This window comes from Bacillota bacterium, from assembly GCA_012842395.1.
Taxonomy (GTDB): Bacteria; Bacillota; SHA-98; order UBA4971; family UBA4971; genus UBA6256.
The window spans coordinates 86504-109240 of sequence record DUSX01000003.1 but is presented as its reverse complement, the minus strand read 5'-3'; the positions used below and the strand labels follow the sequence as shown (position 1 = coordinate 109240).

Here is a 22737-nt window from a genome sequence, read left to right as displayed (position 1 = left end):
ATATTGCACGCCCCAACCCGTAGCAAGTACAGGTTTCTTGGAGCCCCAATATGAGGAAAAGCGCGGCCTTTCGGCCGCGCCGCTTGCTGACTCGCACCTTTCGAACGGCATCGTTTGAATGCCGCGTACGACACCGTCCCACTCATCAACCTTGACCACTGGACCCTAAAGCTAGTTTCCAATCAGCAACTTAGGCACCACGATAACCCTTCTGAGCCTCGAAGCACTCTCGGCAGTACACCGGCCTGTCTTCGCGGGGCTTGAACGGGACCTGAGTCTCCTTGCCACAGGACGAGCAAATCACCGTGTACATCTCTCTCGGCCCATCGTTACGCTGGCGCTTGCGGGCCGCGCGGCAGTCCTTGCAGCGCACGGGCTCGTGTTCGAAGCCCTTCTCTGCGTAGAACTCCTGCTCCCCTGCGGTGAAGATGAACTCCGCACCACAGTCGCGACACGTCAATACCTTGTCTTTGAACTCCATACTGGACAAATCCCCTCGCTTTGTGGTAATGACACCCCTGCTCAGATAACCGTTGTACCCCGGCGCACCTTTCTCGTCTATTCTATTCGCGCCCCTGGCCCGCGGCCGGCCTTGTGAGTATACCGGAACGACCTGAACAAGTTGGGCTTGAATCTATTCTATTCGTCCGTGCAGATAAATGCAAGTAAATTTGCAATTTCCTTTCCGCGTTCGGACGTTACGCCTCATTTAGCGAAGAAACGGCCCATCCCGAGAGAATTCGCTCGGATGCACCTGCAGGAGTTTCGGGCGGCGTGGCGAATTGGAGTCACTTAAGTCCGCCAGGACAAGCGGGCAAAGCCAACTCGGCCCGGGTAGCCAGCTCACCGGACGCCGACAGAATAGGAGGAGTGAGCAGGATGTATCGTAGAGGCGCTCTGTCCGTCACGGTAGTCGCCTTAGTACTGTTGTTGGCCGCCGGCGTAGGGTATTGCCAGTCTCCTAAGTACGGTGGCACGATTGTGTTCGCGAGAGGCGCGGATTCGGTTTCCCTCGACCCGATCAACGTTACTGACGGAGAATCTCTCATCGTAACGAGGCAGATCTTTGACGGCCTCCTTCAGTATAACGAGAAAAACACGTCTGTTGAGCCGGCCTTGGCTGTCTCGTGGACCGTGTCTAAGGATGAAAAGGTGTGGACGTTTAAGCTGCGGCAAAACGTGAAATTCCATGATGGCACCCCCTTCAACGCTCAGGCTGTCAAATTCAATTTCGACCGTTGGAGGGACCCCAAGAACCCATATCATGACGGCGCCTTCGAGTACTACTCGTACATGTTCGTCCAAGGGGACACCGACCTCATCAAGTCAGTTGACGTGGTCGACGATTATACCGTCCGGTTCGTTCTGGAGAGACCGCTCGCTCCATTCCTTGCTAACCTGGCAATGACGCCGTTCGCCATCGCGAGCCCCACCGCTATCAAGAAGTACGGCGCAGACTTCGGGAACCATCCGGTGGGCACAGGTCCGTTCAAGTTCGTCAGATGGGACCATGGCGACAAGATCACTCTGGAGCGAAACGACGCATACTGGGGCGGCAAGCCGTACCTAGATAGGATAGTATTCAGGTCCATCCCGGACAACTCCGCGAGGTTCATGGAACTTCAGGCCGGATCCATCGACATCATGGATGGCCTCAGCCCCGACGATGTGAAGATCGCCGAGAAGGACAAGGCCCTCAAGATCCTCTTGCGACCGAGCTTCAACGTAGGCTACATGGCCATGAACATGGAGAAGAAGCCATTCGGGGACATAAGGGTACGGCAGGCGATAGCACACGCCATCAACAAACCAGCGATAATCAAGGCATTCTTCGCCGGTCTCGCGGAAGTCGCGAAGAACCCGATGCCGCCGTCGCTTTGGGGTTACAACGACAGTGTGACCGACTATGAATACGACCCTGCCAAGGCCAAGAAGCTCTTGGCGGAGGCGGGGTACCCCAACGGGTTCGAGACCACACTCTGGGCGATGCCCGTCCCGAGGCCATACATGCAACAGCCTCAGAAGATAGCTGAGGCGATCCAGGCGGACCTGGCAGCGGTGGGAATCAAAGCCAAGATAGTCTCGTACGATTGGGCGACCTACCTTGACAAGATAGCGTACGGAGAACACGACATGTGCCTCATCGGATGGGTTGGCGACAACGGCGACCCCGACAACTTCATCTACGTCCTCTTCTCCGGGAGCAACGCGGTTCCGGGCAGGGCAAGCAACTATTCCTTCTACAAGAATCCCAAGGTAGACGAGCTCCTCGTGAAGGCACAAACCGTTTCAGACCTCAACACAAGGACGAAGCTGTACGAGGAGGCCCAGCAAATCATCCATGACGATTGCCCGTGGGTACCGCTAGTACACTCAACTCCGCCACTGTGCGCGAAGAAGGAAGTTGAGGGATACATTCCGCACCCGACGGTGTCGGAAAGCTTCCGGAAGGTCTGGATAAATAGGTAAATAGAGGGCAAACGGGCGAGTTGAGGAGCCGACTTCCGCTCGGCTCCGTTCCATGTCGTCGGTGGCGCCGGGGCCGGCTTGGGGCTGGCCGGTGGCCAGAAGCCCCAGGCCGGCCGGCGCCAAACGCGGCGCCTCGCGTTATGATTCGTCGTAATCGTCATAATCGGGGAGGCGGGCAGCTTTTGGCCCAATACGTGCTACGACGGCTGATGGCGACAGTGCCAATACTCTTAGGCGTTACGATTGTAGTGTTTCTCTTCCTTCACCTCATCCCAGGAGATCCTGCCAGGGTGATATTAGGCGAGAGGGCCACGCCCGAGGCCCTGGAACAGGTACGCGAGGAGCTCGGCCTGAATGACCCCTTATACGTACAGTACCTACGGTTCCTGGGACGCCTCTTGAGAGGCGATCTGGGCCGGTCCATCGTCAGCAACACCCGGGTCTCACATGAGCTCGCCACAAGGTTCCCGGCTACGATTGAGCTTGCGGTGGCTGCCATCTTGATTGCTGTCGTTATCGGTGTTCCGGCAGGAATCGTATCAGCGGCCAGACAATATTCGTTGTTTGACCATATCAGCATGATGGTCGCGCTCCTCGGCGTGTCTATGCCCGTGTTCTGGCTGGGGCTCATGTTGATATGGCTGTTTGCGCTCGAGCTCAGGTGGCTTCCGATGTCGGGCCGCCTGGATGTAACAATTGATCTCCGCACTATCACAGGGCTTTTCGTGCTGGACAGCATTCTGACCGGTAACCTTGCGGCGCTCAAGAACAGCCTGGCGCACCTTGTGTTGCCCGGGCTCGCTCTTGGAACGATCCCGATGGCCATAATCGCGAGGATGACCCGGTCAAGCATGTTGGAAGTGATGCGGCAGGACTACATCCGCACCGCCCATTCCAAGGGCCTCGCCGAGCGGACCGTAGTGATCAAGCACGCCCTGAAAAACGCGTTGATACCAGTGATCACCGTGGTGGGCCTGCAGTTCGGATTCCTACTGGGCGGAGCTGTGATGACGGAAACTATCTTCTCGTGGCCCGGCGTCGGACGGCTTGCCTTCGATGCCATCATGAACAGGGACTTCCCGGTTTTGCAGGGGTCCATCCTTTTGATCTCATGTGTGTTCGTTTTCATCAACCTGCTTGTCGACGTGGCTTACGCGTACCTCGATCCGAGGATCCACTATGACTGATCGACTTGACCGGCGTTGCCTTGCAACAAGACTCGTTCTGCCTGGTACGACCATGATCGTCATCAGAATGCGGCGGGAGGGACGGCGTTGACCCCGGTGATTGAAATTGCTGCGGCGGGAAACACACACGACGGCGGTGGTGAAGTTCGTGGATCAAGCCTGTGGCGGAGCGCATGGCGGAGGCTTCTTCGGAATCGGTCGGCCGTCGCCGGAGGCGTCCTCGTGCTACTTCTCGCAGCCGTGGCGATCGCAGCCCCCTACCTGGCACCGTATGATCCCCTGGCTCCGAGCCTGGAAGATAGGCTCTCACCTCCGTCAGTCCTTCATTGGTTGGGCACCGACGACCTGGGAAGGGATATCCTCAGTCGCATAATCTATGGCGCAAGGGCGTCGCTCCAAGTGGGGATACTCGCCGTCGCCTTCGCACTTGCAGCCGGAGCGGTTCTCGGGATAGTAGCTGGCTACTACGGAGGGCTGATGGATAACCTCATAATGCGCGTCATGGATGTCATGCTGGCCTTTCCGGGTGTGCTGCTCGCCATAGCCGTGGTAGCGATCATGGGCCCGTCGCTCGGCAACGCCATGGTGGCTATCGGGATTGTGTCAATTCCGGTTTATGCACGGATAGTCCGCTCGTCGACGCTGCAGGTCAAGGCCAGCGAATACCTCGAGGCCGCCAGAGCACTCGGTGCCAGCGACCTGCGCATCATTCTCCGACATGTCCTTCCAAATTGCATGGCGCCGCTCATCGTGCAGGCTACCCTCGGCATCGCCACGGCGATCCTCGACGCAGCGGGATTGAGCTTCCTTGGGCTCGGGGCACAGCCCCCCACACCGGAATGGGGCGCGATGCTAAGCGGCGGGCGCGCCTTCCTCCGCGTCGCCCCTTGGGTGACGGCATTCCCGGGAATCGCCATAGTACTCCTGGTCATGGGGTTCAACATGTTCGGAGACGGGTTGCGCGACGCACTAGACCCCAGGCTGAAACAATAAGTGCACGGTCGAGCCTTGTTCTGTGCCACGGTTCTGTGCCACGTCCCGAGTAACCCCGTCGTGTCCCATTTCGCGACTTCGCACCCATCACTCGCCCGAGCGACCAGGGCAAAACCAGAGGCCATCGTCATCGCCGGGTCGGAGCGGACAATGCACGCTTCCTACGCCCGGCTGAGACCCGGGCCGCTGCCTTCACGATCTCGCCGAACAAGATGGTCGACGCAGAAAGGGCCCAGACTGTCAGCCACTCCGCCGGCGTAAGCGCAACCGTATCGAAGATGGGTCGTAGCGCGGGTACCACCAACACCACGAGTTGAAGTGCGGTTGACGCCACCCACGCCCCCACGAGGTACCTGTTGGTCAGAGGGCCAAGACGGAAGAGTGACTGCAGCGTCGAACGAAGGTTGAAAGCATGGAACAACTGACTGAGCGATAGAGTGGCGAAAGCCACCGTTCGTGCCGCAAGGACCGGGTCTCGGCCGGTATTGGCGTCTTCCTGCACGCCGAGCCAGAAAGCCAGAAGCGTGATGCCACCGATAAACGCCCCGTAGAGCCCTATGCGGACAACGCCGCCCGCACCGAACACCGACTCCGACCTCTTTCGCGGTGGGCGCCTCATCACTCCCGGGTCGGGCGGCTCCACGCCCAGGGCAAGTGCAGGAAGGCTGTCGGTGACGAGGTTTACCCAGAGTATCTGGATTGGCGTAAGCGGGCTGAAAGTGCCAGATACTATCGCCGTGAAGATCGCCGCTATCTCTCCGATGTTGCACGAGATGAGGTATGCAATGGACCGCCTGATGTTGTCAAAGATGGTCCTTCCCTGCCGCACCGCTTCAACGATCGTCGCAAAGTTGTCATCGGCCAGCACCATGTCCGCGGCTTCCTTGGCCACGTCAGTGCCGGTTATTCCCATCGCGCATCCAATGTCCGCGCGTTTGAGCGCCGGGGCGTCGTTGACGCCGTCGCCCGTCATGGCAGCGACGTGTCCCTGCCGTTGAAGGGCCTCCACGATCCTGACCTTGTGCTCTGGGGAAACCCGTGCGTAAATGGACACGCGCCGCACCGCAGCGTCGAGTTCCTCATCGCTCATGTTATCAAGCTCGGCTCCTGATAGCGCCAGCGGAGCCGGGACGCTGCCTCGTGAAGAGACAGACTGACCGCCCGTTGCGAAGCCCCCGGCCCCAGGCGCAGCCGCCGTAGCGGTGCTGCCGGCCGGAAGACCCCGAGCCCCTGACCGAGCCTCCGATTCGGACTCGGACGCGGACGCGGACTCGGACGCATGAGGGCCTCCTCTCTGGCCTTCCCCGGCAAGACCGATGGCCCTTGCCACCGCTATGGCCGTATCCTTGTGGTCTCCCGTTATCATGATGGGCACAATGCCAGCCTCCCGGCACGTCCTGACCGCAGCAGGCACCTCGGCTCTCGGCGGGTCCATCATGCCCATGAGCCCTACGAAAACCATGTCCTGCTCGATGTCATCAGGTTCCAGGCGCGGCGGAAGCGACGGTAAGTGCTTGAAGGCGAACGCCAATACGCGCAGTGCATCGCCGGCCATATGACGGTTAACGTCCATTATACGGGTCCTCGCCGCGTCGTCAAGAATATGAACCTCCTCCCGCTCGAACACAAACCTGCACCGATCGAGCACAGAGTCAGGGGCACCCTTCACTAGGGCCACATAGTGGCTCCCACCCTGCGCGCCGCGGCAGGAGTCTTCGCCGCCCTCCAGGTGTGGCGAAGCCGCAACGCCAGCATCTGCGCCCTTGGTGACCGGTCCACTCGCATGTGTTTGGGGGCCGTCGAGATCTTCGGGTCCGCACGCGGGCGGAGCGGGGACCGGCCAAGGGAATCGGTGCACCGTGGTCATTCGCTTTCGAACCGAGTCAAACGGGATCTCCCCCACCCTAGGTGCCTTCTCGGCCTCGTCCGGACCGAAGCCGGCCTTCCTGGCTGCTACAACAAGAGCGCCTTCAGTCGGATCGCCCGTGACGTACCACTCCCCTGTATCAGGGTTCTGGCGGAGCTCAGAGTTGTTACATAGGAAAGCAATGCGCGCCATCATCCCGAGATGCGGGTCCGTGGCATCCACGGTGGCGCCGTCCACCAAATCAACGGCAGCCGCACCGACGTCGGATGTCCCGACCTCTTCGCCAGCCGCTGGCTCTGAGTCGATTCCGGCCACGTTTCCGTTCGCCGCTGTCCCACTGATCAGGTCGACACTTTGGGTCGGCCGGACATCGGCGAGACGATTCGGAGCTGCGGCGGCATGAGTGACGGTTCGGGCGGCCGGCACGGCGGCAGCCCCTTTATACTCCGCCCCTGCCCTCGAGGCCGCGGGAATCGCTGCCGATGCGCAAGCGGCCGCCAATTCGCCCTCGGCCTCGCCCAGGCCTCTTGCCACCTTGAACTCGCCTTCGGGCGAATAGCCCTGCCCCGTTACCCGTAGCACCCGGCCGTCAGCATATGCCCTCACTACCGTCATCTGGTTTTCCGTGAGAGTGCCCGTCTTGTCTGAGCAAATCGCCGTCGCGCTTCCCAGGGTTTCCACGGCAGGCAGCTTACGAACGATGGCATGGTGCCGCGCCATGCGTTGCACCCCGATAGCCAGCACCACGGTGACGATGGCAGGGAGCCCCTCGGGGATCGCCGCGACCGCAAGGCTGACCGCCGTCAGGAACATGTCGAAGACCGGGATGCCTCGCAGGAGCCCGGCGACGAACATGATCCCACATAGCCCAAGTGCCGCGCCCCCAAGCCACTTGCCGAGCTCCTCGAGCCGTTCCTGCAGCGGCGTTCGCTTCTCGGTGGACGTCTCGATGAGGCCGGCGATGTGCCCGACCTGAGTCTTCATGCCTGTCGCGACAACTACGCCACGCCCCCGCCCGTACACGCAGATCGTCGCCATGTGGACCATGTTGGACCGCTCGCCTATCGGAGCGTCTTCCGGAAGCACTGCGTCAGCAGCCTTCTCCACGGGCACGGACTCGCCCGTGAGCGCCGCCTCCTCCACCTTGAGCGTGACCGCTTCCACGACGCGCATGTCCGCAGGGATGTGGTCCCCGGCCTCGATGAGCACCACGTCTCCCGGCACGAGCTCCCGCGTTGGCACCGTAACAGTGACGCCGTCGCGGCGCACGCGGGCGTTCGGGGCCGCGAGCTTCTTGAGGGCAGCCAGGGCTTTCTCGGCACGACTCTCTTGCGCAACCCCGAGGACGGCGTTGAGCACGACTATGGCCATGATGACGATTCCCTCTGTAAACTCGCGCAGCGCCGCCGAGATGGCTGCCGCAACGATGAGCACCAGCACCAGGGGCTCCTTGAACTGGGCCAGGAACATCTGGAGGATGCTCGGCCCGGGCTTTTCACGGAGCTCATTCGGGCCGAAACGCTCCAAACGCGCCTTGGCCTCCCTGGAGGAGAGGCCCTTCGAGAGATCCGTTCCGAGGAGGGCGGCGACGTCGGATGCGCTCATGCAATGATACGGAGGGGTAGCTTCCGCGGAGCCTCTGATAGCGCTGGGGTCGGTCTCGTTAACACGTCTCACAGCCGTTTCTCTTTCCATCGCTCATTTCCTTTCAATACGACGAGTCTCGATGCGACGCGCCGTTCGTGCCGAACTCAAGACCCCGTCATTCCTCTGGGGTTCTTCCACACAACTAGCGTGTCCTTCCATCAGGGAACCGCATCCACCCGCATGCTGCCCGTTGGGCGCGTCAGCGCGGCGTGGGTGCAAGCACTCCAAATGACGGCACCAGGCTAGAAAAAAAGACCTCCACACCATCGAAGTGGTGCGAAGGTCTTGCCAAGCCTGCACGAGGCTGGTAAAGCCAGGCTCAAGGCCGGTTGTTGACTTTACCTGAACCAGCTACTCCCCTTCGCTTGTCGCCCGGCACGGGCTCCGCCTTTGCGGGCTTTGCGGGACCGACCCCTCATGCGATAAGGAGTCGCCCCTCGCGCTCTGTCCACAGACATTATACCTGTCGCAAGCCCGACTTGGCAATACCCGCCGCCTGGGAAGGCCGCGCCTGCGGCCAAGCGGTCGCACCCGCCTGCACCGGGCGACCGTGCCTACCTTGGCCGCGACCGTGCCCACCTTGGCCGCGTCCGCCCGGTCCGCGTCGCGTCCAGCTTCAGCGGGGATCGCCCATTCCACGCCCATGCCGTCCGTCACCAACTCCCATGTGTGACGCAGTAACCTCATTTCAGCATCGTCCACACGGCGGCTGCGCCCACCAGGATGGCCTCGGGTATCGCCACGAGTTTACAGACGCCCCCGAAGTCCGCCCCAAAATGAGCGACCGTAAGAGACAGGCACAGGTGTGCTGGAGACAGCATGACTCCCGCCTGACCGCTCACTACGCCCAGGATGGCAAGGTCGATCGACCGCTGTGCGAGAAACGTCCCCGCGGTCGCCGCCGCGGCCCCACCCGCGATCGGTGCGCCGAGGCCTGCGACAACAGGCAGAGCAAGCCCTGCGTAGGCCGGCGCGTAACCTGTAAGAAAACCAACGAGGAACGGCATTACGACCGCAACGAGGATGACCGGCACCCCGGAGGACTCAAAGAAAGCCGGCAATTCCTCGAGCGCGCCCGAAAGCTCCAGGACGCCCTTGAAGGCCATGACCCCCGCGATGAGAAAGATGATGCTGCTTGCGATGGCTTCCTTCGCGAAAGCGGCAAGCTTCCGCACCGGGACGTGAGCGTACAGAGCCGTTAGTATGGCGACGACGCCGAGAACAAGCGTGATGTCCACAGAAAGCGCCACAGCGCCCACGACGACCGACAAAATGGGTACGAGGCCGTTTGCTAGCGCTATCCAGTCTTCGCGCGTAGGACGCGCTGTGTCGGAGCTGGCCCATTCGGCCCGCGGAACGCCGTGAAATCCGACAAAAGCGCCGCTTACCACGGCGATGACAAAGAAGGGAGCCGTCAGCTTTACGTAGGTCGGGAGCGGCAGTCGCAGCAGGTTTGAGGCAATTATGAGCCCCGGGTACACCGGAACCACGAATTCCATCGGGTGCCGAAACCAGTAATTGATGAAGCTACGCCGTTCCGCCGACATGGACATTTCTTGAGTGGCCTCGCCCACCATCGGCGCAGAAAAAAGCGCCCCGCCTGCCGATGGGAGAAAACCCACTAGGAGCGGGAGAAGGGCGGCGACGGCTCGCCTGTCCCGCACTATCTTGCCGAGCGCCCCGGTCATGCCGCCGAGAAAGCCCGCGTGGCGCATCACGTTCTCGAGCACCATCACGACGAGCAGCGCCGCCGCCAATTCGGCGGAATCCAGCGCGAACACCGATGCCACGATGCCGCGCACGAGCTTCACTGGACCCATCCCGAACATGAGTCCGAGTCCCACAGCGGCCAAGAGCATAGCGATGCCCAGGTTCATCTTTCTGCGCAGAGCCACCACAATGAACAGGCACACCAAGACAAGCTTGACTAGCGCACCCACTTTCGGCCCATGCCCCCATCCCCGCCCGTTGCTGAGCGCGTGATAGTGTCAGAGACCATCGGTCTGGCCGTTGCGCCGTTCGGCCTGGCGGTCGTCCCGTTCGCAAATGACGGGCTTGACGTCGTGGCACCTATATTACTCGTATAGCGAACTCCGGGCACACGGGGCTGCAATAGCCGCACAGGATGCAGGCGCGTTCATCAACGCGGGACTTCCCGTCCACGATCGCGAGCGCCCCATTCGGGCATGCTTCCACGCACGAACCACACCCTTTGCAGTATTGCGCGACTATCTTGAGCCGCTTCCTCTTCAGAGTGGCCTCCTGCTCGCCTGGGGGAATCGTCTCTCCGGCAAATATGCGGCAGTTCATATCCACCTCGGCCTCGGATACCATTCCGACAGCCACCGCATGCACTCCGGGAAGCCCCAGCACGTATCGGAACGCTTCCTCCCGCCTTGGAACTAGATGCCCGCCCCCCAGCGCTTTCATGGCGTAGATGCCCTTCCCGCGCTCGGCAGCCACGCGGATGGCCGCGGCCATGTCATCAGCCGTCCCGCCTAGAAGGCCCAAGCCAGCCACGTTGATGAGCGGGTGGATCACGTCGATGTCCGCCCTCTGCGCCGCAGCTCTCACCACGCTTACCCTATGAGTCGAGATGCCGATGGCCCGCACTAGGCCCTTGGCTTTGTACTCCACGAGGCACGCGTGAGCACCGGCACGCTCCTCAAAGACTCGCTCGTCCAAGCGGTGGGCGTGGAGCATCACGATGTCCAGCTGCTCCACGTCGAGCGCGTCAAGGGCAAACCGGACGTGCTCCTCGGCTTCCTCATACGAAGAAGCCGGCGTTTTCGTGGCGATAACGAGCGGCCCGGCCCACCCCTCCTTCGCCCGCCGGATGTGCTCATATGTGCCATAGGTATGAGCCGTATCGATGAACGTGACGCCCAGCTCCAAGGCGCGCCGTATCACCCGCGCCGCCTGCGCGATGGGAACGTCCGCCTGCACAGGTCCTATAGGCAGGGCGCCGAAGCCTAGCCGTGTCACGCGTATTCCGGAGTTACCGAGCTCCGCTTCAGGAATCATGTCGTGGCCTCCCGCAGGACTGTGGTATTCCTGGCCGGCGCAATCATGGATAGCCAACTCGAGAGTTGAGAGATGAGACCGCCAAGCCACCCATTGGCGGCGAAGTGGACTGCGTGCGACCCACACATGGCTCAACTCTAGGCTTGGCCGTGCACAACCTCCACGTCGATGCACCGCCACTGAAGAACGAGCGATGAACGATTGCCCGACAGCGCACGTAACTATTCGTTCCCTGGCCGTCGATATCCTGCCAAGGACCTGGATAACTCACCACAAGTTTGCACCTTTTCTAGCGGTGGGTGATAAGTGAGAAGGACGGGGATGCCGGGCAAGCCGACCTTAAGCGTGCCGTTTTCGGCGAGGCAGCAGGCCAGCCCCCACCCGGCGCGCACACCAGAGCTAAATTCGAATGAGGCGCGCCGCGACCGCGGCGCGGTCCACGGAGGGCAACGCCGGCACCCCCAGCACGACCCCGCGCCGCAATGTAGCGCGGACTTCTGGCGACGTACTGGCGATGCACTTAGGTATCGTGGGATCCTAGTATCGCGAGACCTCGCGAAGGTATCTAGCCAACAACGTCGACCCCACGAGGCGCCAGAGGCGGTCGGTACCGTAGCCGAGAAGACCGAGGAGCACGATGCCGGCAAACATCCAGTCTATGCGGAAATACAGTCTTGACGTCCATATGAGGTAGCCCAGTCCCGAGTTCGCCGCGAGCATCTCCGCGGCCACTATCACGAGGAATGAGGACGCCATGGCGAGGCGCATGCCAACATAGATGTACGGGACGGTTGCCGGGGCAGTTACGTGCAGGAACAGTTGACGACGGTTGGCCCCAAGACACCTCGCGGCGCAGATCTTCTCCTCAGGGATGGCTGCGACGCCCGTCGCCGTGTTGATCATGACGATGAACCCGGTCGAATAGACAATGAGGAGGATCTTTGACAACTCGCCAACACCGAACCACACGATGAACAGAGTAATCAGCGCGAGCGCCGGGATGAACCGAAAGAAATGCGTGAAAGGGTCAACCAAGCTACGAACAACCGGGGATGAACCAACCAGTAAGCCGACTGGAATGGCCACGAGGCTTCCGAGTATCCACCCGGCGAAGATTCTTCCGAGGCTCGCCCCGATGGACTTCAAGAGGATCCCCTCCCGGAGAAGCTCGCCGGTCCCCTTCACCACGGCCGTTGGCGCCGGTAGAAAGAAAGGGTCAATCAGGTAGGTCGACGCAAGCTGCCAGAGAACGATCATGGCCACGACGCTCGCTACCGAGTAGAAAGGGTACCGTTTCCCGACCATGCCCTCGAGACCTCCTCTTCGATGTCATGCTCGATCTGACGGAACGCGTCGACGAAGTCCGGGGCGAGTTCATCGCGGGGATAATCCATGCGCACCTCGATCACACGTTTGATCCTGGAAGCCGGCCCCGCGGTCATTATCACGACGCGCTTGCCAAGCAGCACGGCTTCACGGATATCGTGCGTCACATAGACAAAGGTTTTCTGGGTCCTGAGCCATATGTTCACTATCTCCCGCTGGAGGATGCGCCTCGTCTGAGCGTCCAACGCCGCAAACGGCTCGTCCAAGAACACGATCGCGGGATCGGTGGCAAGCGTGCGCGCGATCTGGACTCTCTGTTTCATGCCGCCGGAGAGCTCGGCAGGAAACTTTCGCTCCTGACCCTTGAGGCCGACCATCTCGATATAGCGAAGCGCCGTAGCCCGCTGGCTGTCCCGCGCCATCCCCTGCATTCGGAGGCCGAACGCGACGTTCTCCTCGACGTTCAGCCAGTCGAAAAGGGGCGCCTCTAGGGACTGGAATACCATGCCGCGGTCCCGGCTGGGCCCCGTGACGCGCTGGCCGTCCGAAGTCTCTACAACGCCGCTGGTTGGCTCGGTGAATCCGGCCATTATCTTCAAAAGCGTGGACTTCCCGCAGCCACTTGGGCCCACTAGGACAAGAAACTCTCCCGTGTGCACCGAAAGGTCGATCTCGCCTAGAACCCTTTCTTCGCGGCCCCGTCCGCGGCGGTACGTCTTGGATACCCCTCGTAGACGCAGGGCAACGCTATCTGGCACCATTTCGCTCTTCTCCTTCGAGCATGTCCCACAGTATGCTGCCCTCCGACTGGGCCGGTCCCTCTAGCCCCATGAGGTACGCGAGGGTAGGCGCGATGTCCTTGAGTCGGATCGCCCACTTTCGCCTGTAACCTTGTCGAATGCCGGCACCGCTGAAGAAAGTCATTGCCGCGTTCGAGAACCCCTTGTAGGTCGCGGCTGGCAGGTACGGCGTGTGATGACCTGTCACCACCGTGCATGGGCGAACGATTGCTCGACCCAAACGGTCCGCATAAAGGCTGCCGAACCGCAGCGATTGGATCTCGCCGTCCCATGTGGAATATCCTGGTTTGAGGAAGTACAGCACATCCCCTATCCATTCCTTTGATGCCCCGACAATGCCAAGGTCTTCGGGCCGGCAAGCGAGATGCACGGGGCACTCGCCGGTCTCAGGATCCCGAATCTGCCGCAAGGCCGTTATCACTTGGTCCCGAACCGCTTCGTAGTCTGCCGGTCGTACCTTTCCCCCAGGCTCCCGCCCGGCGAGATTCACCCAAATGTGTTGCGGGTCTAGATACGGCACGGCTTTGGACGCCTCTATGTCCACGGCGAACCGCCCCGCCGCCGAGTCCCACGAATACTGCAACAACCCCGCGTTGACTAACGCTTGGACCACCGAAACATACTTCCATGTTGGCAGAGAGCCATGATCCGATGTGACCACCAACACGGTGGACGCGTCCATGCAACCCTCAGCTATCGTGCCGATTAGCCCGTCCACTATCCGGTACGCGTCTCTGTATAGGTCCCACGCCCTGCGTGTGAGGGTCGGCGATGTGTAGGGAAACTCAGGGTCGAGGTACCCCAGGAATGTGTGGTTGAGAGCGTCTATGAGGTGGTAGTGCATGAAGAGCACGTCCCAACCGGCCCGGCCCCGCAGGTACAGCGCAGCCCGAGCCATCCAGTCCGCCTGGAACGCAGCCTGCTCGAGAGTGATGTCGGCACTCACATTGAGCGGACCGTACGGGCGCAGTTGTTCGTTCACCGGAACGTACGGGCACTCGAGACCCTCCACATACGGACCGATCTCGGATATGATCTCGGCCTCGAGCCCAGGTGGGTAACTCCATCCCTCTGCGCGGAACACATCCGTGCAATAGAGCTCCACGTGCTGCGCTTCAGGGGAGAGGCGGGCTAACTTGAACCTGAAGACAACCCTGCCGACGCCGAGCTGCCGCACCAACCACTCGCTCCACTGCCCGGGTGCCAGGGTCGCAAGTGGTCTTCGCGCGTCCTTCCGATGGGCGATGATGAGCCGATCGTATCCTTCTGAGGTGCTAGCAATAAGCAAGAGCGATAGGTCTTCTCCAGTGGATTCAGTGTCACCGCCCACCCGTATCTCGGCTTCAAGCGGGGTTATCCTTGATTCGACCTGACCCGACCAGCCCTCGGCAGGTCGAAGCCGCAAGGGTGCGTGCTTTATCTCTGCTGTCGGAAGGTCGAGGACAACAGCCTCTGGGTAACTCGTAGCATATACGCACGGCTTCTTGACCCGCCATGGGTCGCCGCCAGGCGTTAGCCCGCCAAGGACCACTCTGCCGTCACCGGTGCCTGGCCATCCCACGGGGTAGTTCACTATCAACGTTCGCTTGCCCGCTCGCTCCGCCGCCTCCCACAGAAACTCTGCCCTGCTAGAGGTCGATTGCTTGTTCCTTGCTCCGTCCTTCTCGCCAGCGTCGAGCGGCTCACCCGCACGATGAGCGGTGAAGCTCAGGATACCGTGAGTTGCGGGCTCGGCACCGGACGCTATCGTAGTCCAATTCGTAGGCGTGTCAACTGGAATCGAGGACAGAGCCTCACTGTAGGAACCTCGATCGGCGAGTTTCTTGAGGTTTGGCATACACCCTTCGGCCATGAACCTCTCGGCAAGCGAAAGCAATGAGCTATCTATCCCGATGACGATGGCCCGTTGCACTGTCCCGGCTTTGGTCACCATCTCTCCCCCTCGCGCAATGTTGGTGGCTTCGACAAGACTTGTCGTGTCCGTCTACTTCAACGATACCCGGGCCGGATCCACTGAACGCAGCGCATCCGGTGCCACATTCTGGCGGACCGAGAGCTTTTCCTTGATGATACCCTTATTGACCATGAACTGCGCCAGGCTTTCCATGGCTTTCAGCTGTTCGTCCTTCAAGCTCAGTGTGTAGTTCTCGCGACGCATCTCGGTTAGCACTTGTTCTTGCGGAGCCTTCACCTTGTCGGCAACAATCTTGCTGGCTTCGTTCATGTTGCTTAGCATCCAGTCGGTGGCCTCAGCAAGCGCCTTGAGGGTCGCCACCACAACCTGGGGATTCTTCTCAACCAGTTGCCGGCTGGCCACCAGAAAGCCAAGGGACTGCTGTCTAGCGGCGCTGTCGTCTGTCAGGATCCGCACGCCAGGGATCTCTTTCGCCTGGTCGGTGCCCTCACCCCATACCCAAGCCGCATCGATACGGCCCGCGCGGAGCGCCGCTATGATCTCGAAGAGGCTGGAGAACGGCGTGAGCTTGACACTGTCCTCTGGTATGCCATTGACCTCGAGGTAACGCAGGGTCACGTACTCCTGAAGCGAGCCCTGAGCAACGCCCAGCCTCTTGCCTCGCAGGTCCTTGGGATCGTTGATGGCGCTCGACACGGCAAGTTTGTGAAAACCGGGGTCCGGCTCCATGATCGTCGCCACCAGTCGGAGCTGTCCTGGGGCAAGCCGTGTGAGCGTCGCGAAGTCCATGCCTACGCCGAAGTCAGACCGACCCGCAAGCACGGCATCGAGGGTGTCCGCGCCATAAGAGAAGACCTGGACAACGGGGTCGATGCCATACTTCTTGAAAAGCCCGCGTTCAGCGGCAACATGAATCTGGGCACCCAGGATGAAGGAGTCGACGCCCAGCCTTACCTGGGCTGCGCCCGCCGCCTGGGTCACTGCACCTGGGGCACGGATGACAAGAGACAACGAGATTCCTGCGAGGAGCGCCAAGAGTAGTACTGCTGCCACACCACGACCATTCATGCCAATGCGTCTCTGCGACATCGAAGCGACCCCCTTTTCTGCCGAAGTGTTTTGGTTTTGGACCGACAGCGAACTCCTACACACCATCGACCAGATTATCGACGGCGGACGATGTGAAATGAGAGTTTGTCTGTGCTCTGATATCCCTCGGTGTACAGCAACGGAACGCCTTCCTCTGTGTATGCGATCTGCCTGGTTAAGAGAATAGGGGTGCCTATCGCGATCGACAGCCTATTGCCTATCGTTTCATCCGCGAGGACGGGCTCTACGAACGTGATCGTATACTCCAAACGCACGTGGCATTGTTCTTCAAGAAACGATAGCATGTCGCGCTTGAACAACGCGGGGTCAACCGCGAGACCATCGATTAGGCTGGGAAGATAATCGCGTAGGTATATCACAGGCTCGCCATCTGCAAGGTACACGCGTTCCAGCTCCCAGAGCTCAACTGGAGCGTCCAATTGGAGGCACTTTCGAATCGCGGCTTCCCCTTCCCCGTCGCACTTTCTGTACGCGAAGCCCGCCATATCACACTGTTGGCCGCTTGCGCTGATGATGTCCGGGATGGGCTTCAGCTCTGAGAGACTTGTCTCGATGAGGCCCACATTGGCGTTGACAAAAGTGCCAAGTCCCCACCGCCGCAGCAGGATCCCGCTGGCACGGAGGGTCTCGAGGGCTTCACGCAACGTGTTGCGGCTGATGCCGAGCTTTTCAGCAAGCTCGCGTTCGGAAGGCAGACACTCTCCGGGCTTGAACGTGTGCCGGATGGCGTGGACAAGAGAAGCGCGGGCAGCGTTCACTCGCTTTTCTCGGCTCAAGGTTTCCACAGCGGCAACCCCTTCTGGTTGGAGGTCCTACCTCTTGTGACACAAGTATAACACGTGTCAAAAAACGAAGTCAACTCCTCAGCCCGTCGCGTCAGCGCGAAACGGTGACGCACGCTGAGCACCCCACGAAAACCTAAAGCTATCCCCCTGCGCGCTGCGGGCACGAGCGTTCCGCGCTCGCAGCTCGCAGAGGGTCGCAGCGGGTCTCCAACCGAGCAGGGCGAAGCCGTTCTAGAAGCCAGCATCCCGTGCCGAGTAGTGGTTCGCGGCGGCAAGCTCACCGGCGCCGGGCTCCACCCGATAGCCTGCAGCCGTCAAGGCCTCCTCCAGTGCGCCGAGAAAAAGCATCACGTTGGCCTGGGTGCAGGAGTGTCCCATGAGGCCCACGCGCCATATGCGCCCCTTTAGTGGGCCTAGGCCGCCCCCTATCTCCAGGCGATAGTGGGTCAGCAGATGCCGCCGAATCCGGGCATCGTCAACTCCCTCTGGCACCTCGACAGACGTGAGCATCGGCGCCCTATAGCCCTCTTGGGCGAATAGTCGGAGGCCCATGGCGGTGATCCCCGCCTTGAGAGCGTCGCTGTGCAGCCTGTGCCTGGCGAACCGCTCCTCGAGCCCTTCCTCATGGACGATACGAAGGCTCTCATAGAGCGCATAGATCATGTTCACCGGCGCGGTATGGTGGTAGAACCGCTCCTTGCCCCAATAGCTGTGCAGCATGGCCAGGTCAAGATACCAACTCTGTACCTTGGTCTTGCGCGCGCCAAGCTTCGCCTGCGCCCGTGCCCCGAGGGTGATGGGAGCAAGCCCCGGCGGGCAGGAAAGGCACTTCTGCGTGCCGCTGTAACAGACATCTATACCAGTCGCGTCGACGCAGACCGGTGCCCCGCCCAAAGACGTCACCGCGTCCACAACAAGAAGCGCACCGTATCTGTGAGCCAGCTCGGCTATGGGCTGGATGGGCTGCAAGACTCCTGTGGACGTTTCCGCGTGAACGATCGCAACGACGTCAGTGCGACGCGCCTTGAGCGCCTCTTCAACCCTTTCCGGCTCGACGATCTTCCCCCACTCCGCTTCGACAAGGGCGAGATCCCCGCCGCATCGCGTCACGATGTCGGCCATCCTCTGGCCAAAGAGGCCGTTCACGCACACGAGAACCCTGTCTCCCGGCTCGATGATGTTCACCAGCGCCGTCTCCATCCCGGCGCTGCCCGTCCCGGATATCGGGATGGTGAACTCGTTCTCGGTCTCGAACGTCTTCGCTAGAAGCTCCTTTGTGCGGTTCATTATCTCCAGGAACTCGGGATCGAGATGGCCGAGGGTCGGCATGGCGAGAGCTTGAAGCACCTTTGGGTGCACGTTACTCGGACCGGGCCCCATGAGCGTTCTCCCTTCAGTCGAAACACCGGGATAGTCCTGCACCGCAAACACCTCCGCCCGAGATATTGTTGCCTGCGAACGTCGCGCAAGGCGGCGCAGCGGCGCGGCGCGCCGCTGCCCATAACCGCAAAAGGTGAATAGCCATTATGGCCTATGGCGCCGCCTCGGATCGCGAGAAGCGTCGCAACATTACGATTCTGCGTGCACCAGCCGCTTCCTTCAGATCCGTGTCAGTATGTCTGAGCGACTCCAGGGGGCATTTCGGGATCAGGGATGCCCACACAAGCAAATGCCTGGGCGATCGGTGGATGGACAAAAGGCCTACGGCGAGGGACTTGCACCACGCCCAACACGCATGTGGTGCGTGGGTACCGGAGGATGACCGATCAACAATGATGGACACCTAGCGGGCACGGACCAGACGCGCGTCAGGATAGCTTGGTCTCGCGCTTGGCCTGCGCTTCACCTTGCAATCTCGCGAGTACGGCGTTTTTCGAACACACTATGTGTTGGCGTCCGAGCCGCTCCGCCTCTTCTGGGTCGCGTGCAGCAATAGCTGCTAAGATGGCTTCGTGCTCGCGCATGGCCTCGGCCACACGGCTCGGGTTCGACTCTATGGCTCTGCATAGCACACCTATGGATTCACGTAGCACAGGGAGCAATTCAGTCAGCTTCCTATTGCGGCTCGCCCGAACGATTATCTCATGAAATCTCGAGTTTTCCTCGACCCATCTATGAGGCGCGGCCTTGGGCGGAAGGAGTTGTTCCATCCGTACCACGCAGCCGCGCAGCTCAGAGAGCTCCTGTGGCGTGATGTTGCGAGCCGCTAGGCGGGCAGCCAAACCCTCGAGCACCTCTCTTAGGTCGTACAAGCCGATCGCCTCGTCGAGCGGCATATTAATCACAGTGACTCCTCTCACGGGGGCGACCTCGACCAAGCCCTCCGACTCCAGTCGGCGAATCGCCTCCCTGACCGGGCTTCTGCTCACACCCAGTTGTTCCGCGAGTTTGTCTTGTATGAGACGTTCCCCGGGCGCGAAATACCCTTCTACGATCGCCTGGCGAAGGCGAGCGTACACTCTCTCCCGAATGGTCTGCCTAATCTCTCGACCGTCTAATGCGAGGAGTTTGGGATACCCGTTGTCCTGTGACGATTCCCCTTGCCGTTGCCGTTGACGTTGTTGGCGTAGAGGCATAGCGGCACTCACTACCCCCTTAATCCTTCTACAAGCTGCGTTTCTCTTCAGAGAGAGGATGAGAGCTCACCTGTACATCGAACGAGTCCTGCACATGGTCTGTTTCATGATGGGACCACGTGGCGCAGTAGCGTTGGTAACCACATGCAAAGAAGACGAGCCCACACGCTCCTACGCCGGACATGCACCAATAAACTGCGTGGAGCGGAAGGTGCTCCGCGATCCATCCCGCCAGCATGCCGCCTACCGCAACACCCACGTCGTACATCGCAAGGAGTGTCCCAAGAGCAGTGCCGCGGCGCTCGGGTGCCACATGGTCCACTAGGAGCGCCGTCACCGTAGGCTGCATCACGGAGAAGCCTATTCCGTATACTACCGCGGCAAACACAAAAGACGCGAGGGAAGTCGCGTTCGCCAGAGCGGCCATGCCCAGACTTATCGCCGCAAGGCCCGGAGCAATAACTGAGGCTCTTCCGTACCTGTCGGAGATCTTTCCAGCAAAAGTTCGTGTGGCGAACATCGACAGCGCAAACACTGTGAAGAACACGCCCGGATTTCCAATCCCTCTGGACTTGGCGTACACCGCAATGAACGATGCTATCGAGCCGTAGGTCGCGGACCCAAGGCCGAGTGTGACCGAAGGAAAGAGCGCCTCGAGGCCGAGAAATGAGCCGATGCGCGCTAAAACACCGTGGGGACCGCGCGTCGTGTGACTGGAGTACTCGTTGTGGCCGCCGCCTACCCGGCCGCACGACATGCAGCATCCGTCGCGCGGAGGGCCATATTCCTCGTGTATCCGATCGCCTCGGATGCGCGAGAACAAGCGCACCTTCAAGCCTCCCGTTTCACGCAACGCAGCCGAAGGCACGCTGATACAAAGGGTGCAGATGAACACGATTCCCGCGAGCACCCCAGACGTTGCGAAGAGAGCCCCATACGACAGGCTCTCGACAATCCCCACCCCTACGATCGGCCCGACCGCCATAGCTAGGCTCGTCGCGAGCAGGAAATAGCCGAGGCCCTCACCCCTCCTGTGGTACGGTACGGAGTCAGAAATAAGGCTGCTCGCAGCGGTCGAGTACATCCCGATCCCGAGACCGTGAAGGAACCTCACCGCCACGAGCCCTTTCACATGCGTCACAATCCCGTACAGGACAGCCGACGTTACGTAAACCAAAGCACCAGCGAGCATGAGACCTTTCTTGCCGCCCCGATCAACCCACCGCCCGGCAAAAGGCCTCATGAACACTGAGGCCATGGCAAAGGCGCTCATCACGAGCCCCACATCGCCCTCGGAGCCACCGAGCCCGAGCACGTATACGGGCAAGGTCGGCAGCAGGAGATGAAAACTGTTATAGAATAGAAATGTGGCGAAACACGTTAGTACGAAGTTGCGAGTCAGAAGCTTGCCCCCGCAACCGGTTCCTGTCTCCAACAAACCTCACCCGTATATCATGCCCGTGCGTTGCTGCATTTGCGGGCGACAGATCCGACCCCGTGGGTCTTGGCAAGTAGTCAAGAGCTGGCCTAACCCTTGGTTTACCCCCAGTGCCGACCTCATCCCCTGGATCTCCGGCTGCGCCCGTTGCCCTCGATGACCGACGCGCCCGGGTCGCGGCTCGCGCGCAGGCGCGCAGGCGGTTCGATTCGGCCCCGTCACATGGGCTTGCCGCGCCCGACAGGCCCCCTACTGAGCATGACCACCCGCGCGCCTCCACATTCGGGGTCAAGGACAATAGGTCACGCTAAAGGCGGTAAGTCACGCTGGCGCGGTCGCCGTCGCAACCCCTCTCGCAGCGGTCAGGATGGGAAGGTCAGGCGCCTATTGAGCGGCACAACCTTCGGCTCATATTGATACTCGGGAGTCGGCCATCCGAACTCGCGCCGCTGTATTAGGCGATACATGCCCGCGTGCTTCTTGGATTCCCATCCGAGGCCGCTTGCTGGTATGAGCATTGCATCGTGCGGCTCGACCTGGATGTAGCCTGCCTCCTGCGCACGCGTCACAAGGTCTTCACCCACGTCGGTCCTCGTCACAGTCGCCACGATCCGTCGGTCACCAGGCTTCACGGGCTGGAAGATGTCACCGCAGGACACATCCGCAAGCTCCGCTGAAAAGTCCGTGCACATCAGGCACCTGTCGCGCTTGAAGGTACCCGCACCGAGGAAATGCCAAGTATAGTCATGCTTGCTCGCTACAAAGTGAACCTTGGCATCTTTCGTAACCGCATACATGCCTCCGGGCCATTGTCCGCCGCGGTAATCCAGCCTTTCGACCTCATCGATGTCTCTGATGTCGCTGAATTCGCGAACGAGGTGTTTTATACCTTCCCAATAGTACGTGGAAGCGCAGAAGAGCCCAATGATGAATTTCACCGACTCTGCTAACCTCTTGGGTTGCCCTTTCATCTGCAGTTTCCGGAGGCCGTGTACGTGGCATGGAAGCCCCACGACGCCCACGCGCGCGTGCTTCTCACGGAGGACCGCCTCGGCCAGGACAGCGTTATTGGGCACTGTCACCATGGCAGATCGCGCCGCCGCCTCGACTTCCTCCGCGGATGTAGCGACCATAGGAGCACACCGGGCCGGCTCATCCTGGCTCCATCCAGCCATGATTACCGCATCGACAATACCCGCGTCGAGGGCGAACTTACACAGCCCTGTCACGACCCCTCCGCTGCTCGAGGTCGCCTTCACGTACGGATCCGTCGCCCACCCTCGATAACACGACCTGAAGATGCCTACAGGGTCTTTCTCTTCGTCCCGCTCTCGGCCGAGGAAGAACCTGTCCAAGTCCCGTAATGGCACGTCTTTGCCCGGGCAGACATCATAGCAAGCCCCGCACGACGTGCACCTACCGGTAAGCTTAGGCAAAGGCTCGTCCAAGGAGTAGTCCATTTCTATCGCCTTAGCTGCGCACACGCCCACGCACGTTCCACACGACGTGCATAGCCCCGTCCTCACCACATCAGCTCTCAGGTCCTCGAACCCCTTCTTTGTACGTTCTGCACTCATCGCAACATCCCTTCCATCCTCGC

16 protein-coding genes are annotated in these 22737 nt (G+C 60.8%); 3 read left to right on the top strand and 13 right to left on the bottom strand.

Going from position 1 to position 22737, the window contains the following annotated elements; all coding sequences use genetic code 11:
• Window positions 1–190: 190 nt before the first annotated feature.
• The gene (locus tag GX515_02095; GenBank protein HHY31803.1) at window positions 191–481 is read right to left on the bottom strand and encodes a zinc-binding protein; all 291 of its coding nucleotides are present in this window, start codon (window positions 479–481) and stop codon (window positions 191–193) included.
• A gap of 398 nt (window positions 482–879) precedes the next feature.
• On the opposite strand from GX515_02095, the gene GX515_02090 reads away from it, so the two are divergent.
• The 3 genes from GX515_02090 to GX515_02080 all read left to right on the top strand — a co-directional run bounded on the left by GX515_02090 (window position 880) and on the right by GX515_02080 (window position 4649).
• Window positions 880–2469, top strand: a complete 1590-nt coding sequence (locus GX515_02090; GenBank protein HHY31802.1) for an ABC transporter substrate-binding protein — start codon at window positions 880–882, stop codon at window positions 2467–2469.
• Between the two features lie 182 nt (window positions 2470–2651).
• Complete coding sequence (locus GX515_02085) at window positions 2652–3656, top strand: ABC transporter permease (GenBank protein HHY31801.1); 1005 nt, start codon at window positions 2652–2654, stop codon at window positions 3654–3656.
• Between the two features lie 96 nt (window positions 3657–3752).
• The gene (locus tag GX515_02080; protein HHY31800.1) at window positions 3753–4649 is read left to right on the top strand and encodes an ABC transporter permease; all 897 of its coding nucleotides are present in this window, start codon (window positions 3753–3755) and stop codon (window positions 4647–4649) included.
• Window positions 4650–4776: 127 nt separating this feature from the next.
• On the opposite strand, the gene GX515_02075 is transcribed toward GX515_02080, so the two are convergent.
• The 12 genes from GX515_02075 to GX515_02020 form a co-directional block, all read right to left on the bottom strand.
• Window positions 4777–8193, bottom strand: a complete 3417-nt coding sequence (locus GX515_02075; GenBank protein HHY31799.1) for a cation-translocating P-type ATPase — start codon at window positions 8191–8193, stop codon at window positions 4777–4779.
• Between the two features lie 653 nt (window positions 8194–8846).
• Window positions 8847–10103, bottom strand: coding sequence for a DUF401 family protein (locus GX515_02070; protein HHY31798.1), 1257 nt, complete (start codon window positions 10101–10103; stop codon window positions 8847–8849).
• A gap of 130 nt (window positions 10104–10233) precedes the next feature.
• Complete coding sequence (locus tag GX515_02065; protein ID HHY31797.1) at window positions 10234–11187, bottom strand: 4Fe-4S binding protein; 954 nt, start codon at window positions 11185–11187, stop codon at window positions 10234–10236.
• 537 nt (window positions 11188–11724) lie between these two features.
• The gene (locus GX515_02060) at window positions 11725–12492 is read right to left on the bottom strand and encodes an ABC transporter permease (GenBank protein ID HHY31796.1); all 768 of its coding nucleotides are present in this window, start codon (window positions 12490–12492) and stop codon (window positions 11725–11727) included.
• Window positions 12459–13274 (bottom strand): ABC transporter ATP-binding protein, encoded by an 816-nt coding sequence (locus GX515_02055; protein ID HHY31795.1) that lies wholly within the window; start codon window positions 13272–13274, stop codon window positions 12459–12461. Before GX515_02055 ends, GX515_02060 begins: the two co-directional genes overlap by 34 nt.
• The gene (locus GX515_02050; protein HHY31794.1) at window positions 13261–15246 is read right to left on the bottom strand and encodes a hypothetical protein; all 1986 of its coding nucleotides are present in this window, start codon (window positions 15244–15246) and stop codon (window positions 13261–13263) included. Before GX515_02050 ends, GX515_02055 begins: the two co-directional genes overlap by 14 nt.
• 51 nt (window positions 15247–15297) lie before the next feature.
• Window positions 15298–16317 (bottom strand): ABC transporter substrate-binding protein, encoded by a 1020-nt coding sequence (locus GX515_02045; GenBank protein HHY31793.1) that lies wholly within the window; start codon window positions 16315–16317, stop codon window positions 15298–15300.
• A gap of 74 nt (window positions 16318–16391) precedes the next feature.
• Entirely contained in the window at window positions 16392–17123 is a 732-nt protein-coding gene (locus GX515_02040) for a GntR family transcriptional regulator (GenBank protein ID HHY31792.1), read from the bottom strand.
• Between the two features lie 231 nt (window positions 17124–17354).
• On the bottom strand, window positions 17355–18503 hold the full coding sequence (locus GX515_02035; protein HHY31791.1) for an alanine--glyoxylate aminotransferase family protein: 1149 nt from the start codon (window positions 18501–18503) through the stop codon (window positions 17355–17357).
• 428 nt (window positions 18504–18931) lie between these two features.
• Window positions 18932–19582, bottom strand: coding sequence for a GntR family transcriptional regulator (locus GX515_02030; protein HHY31790.1), 651 nt, complete (start codon window positions 19580–19582; stop codon window positions 18932–18934).
• A 145-nt stretch (window positions 19583–19727) separates the two neighbouring features.
• On the bottom strand, window positions 19728–21137 hold the full coding sequence (locus GX515_02025; GenBank protein ID HHY31789.1) for an MFS transporter: 1410 nt from the start codon (window positions 21135–21137) through the stop codon (window positions 19728–19730).
• A 362-nt stretch (window positions 21138–21499) separates the two neighbouring features.
• Window positions 21500–22714, bottom strand: a complete 1215-nt coding sequence (locus tag GX515_02020) for a 4Fe-4S dicluster domain-containing protein (GenBank protein HHY31788.1) — start codon at window positions 22712–22714, stop codon at window positions 21500–21502.
• Between the last annotated feature and the right edge of the window lie 23 nt (window positions 22715–22737).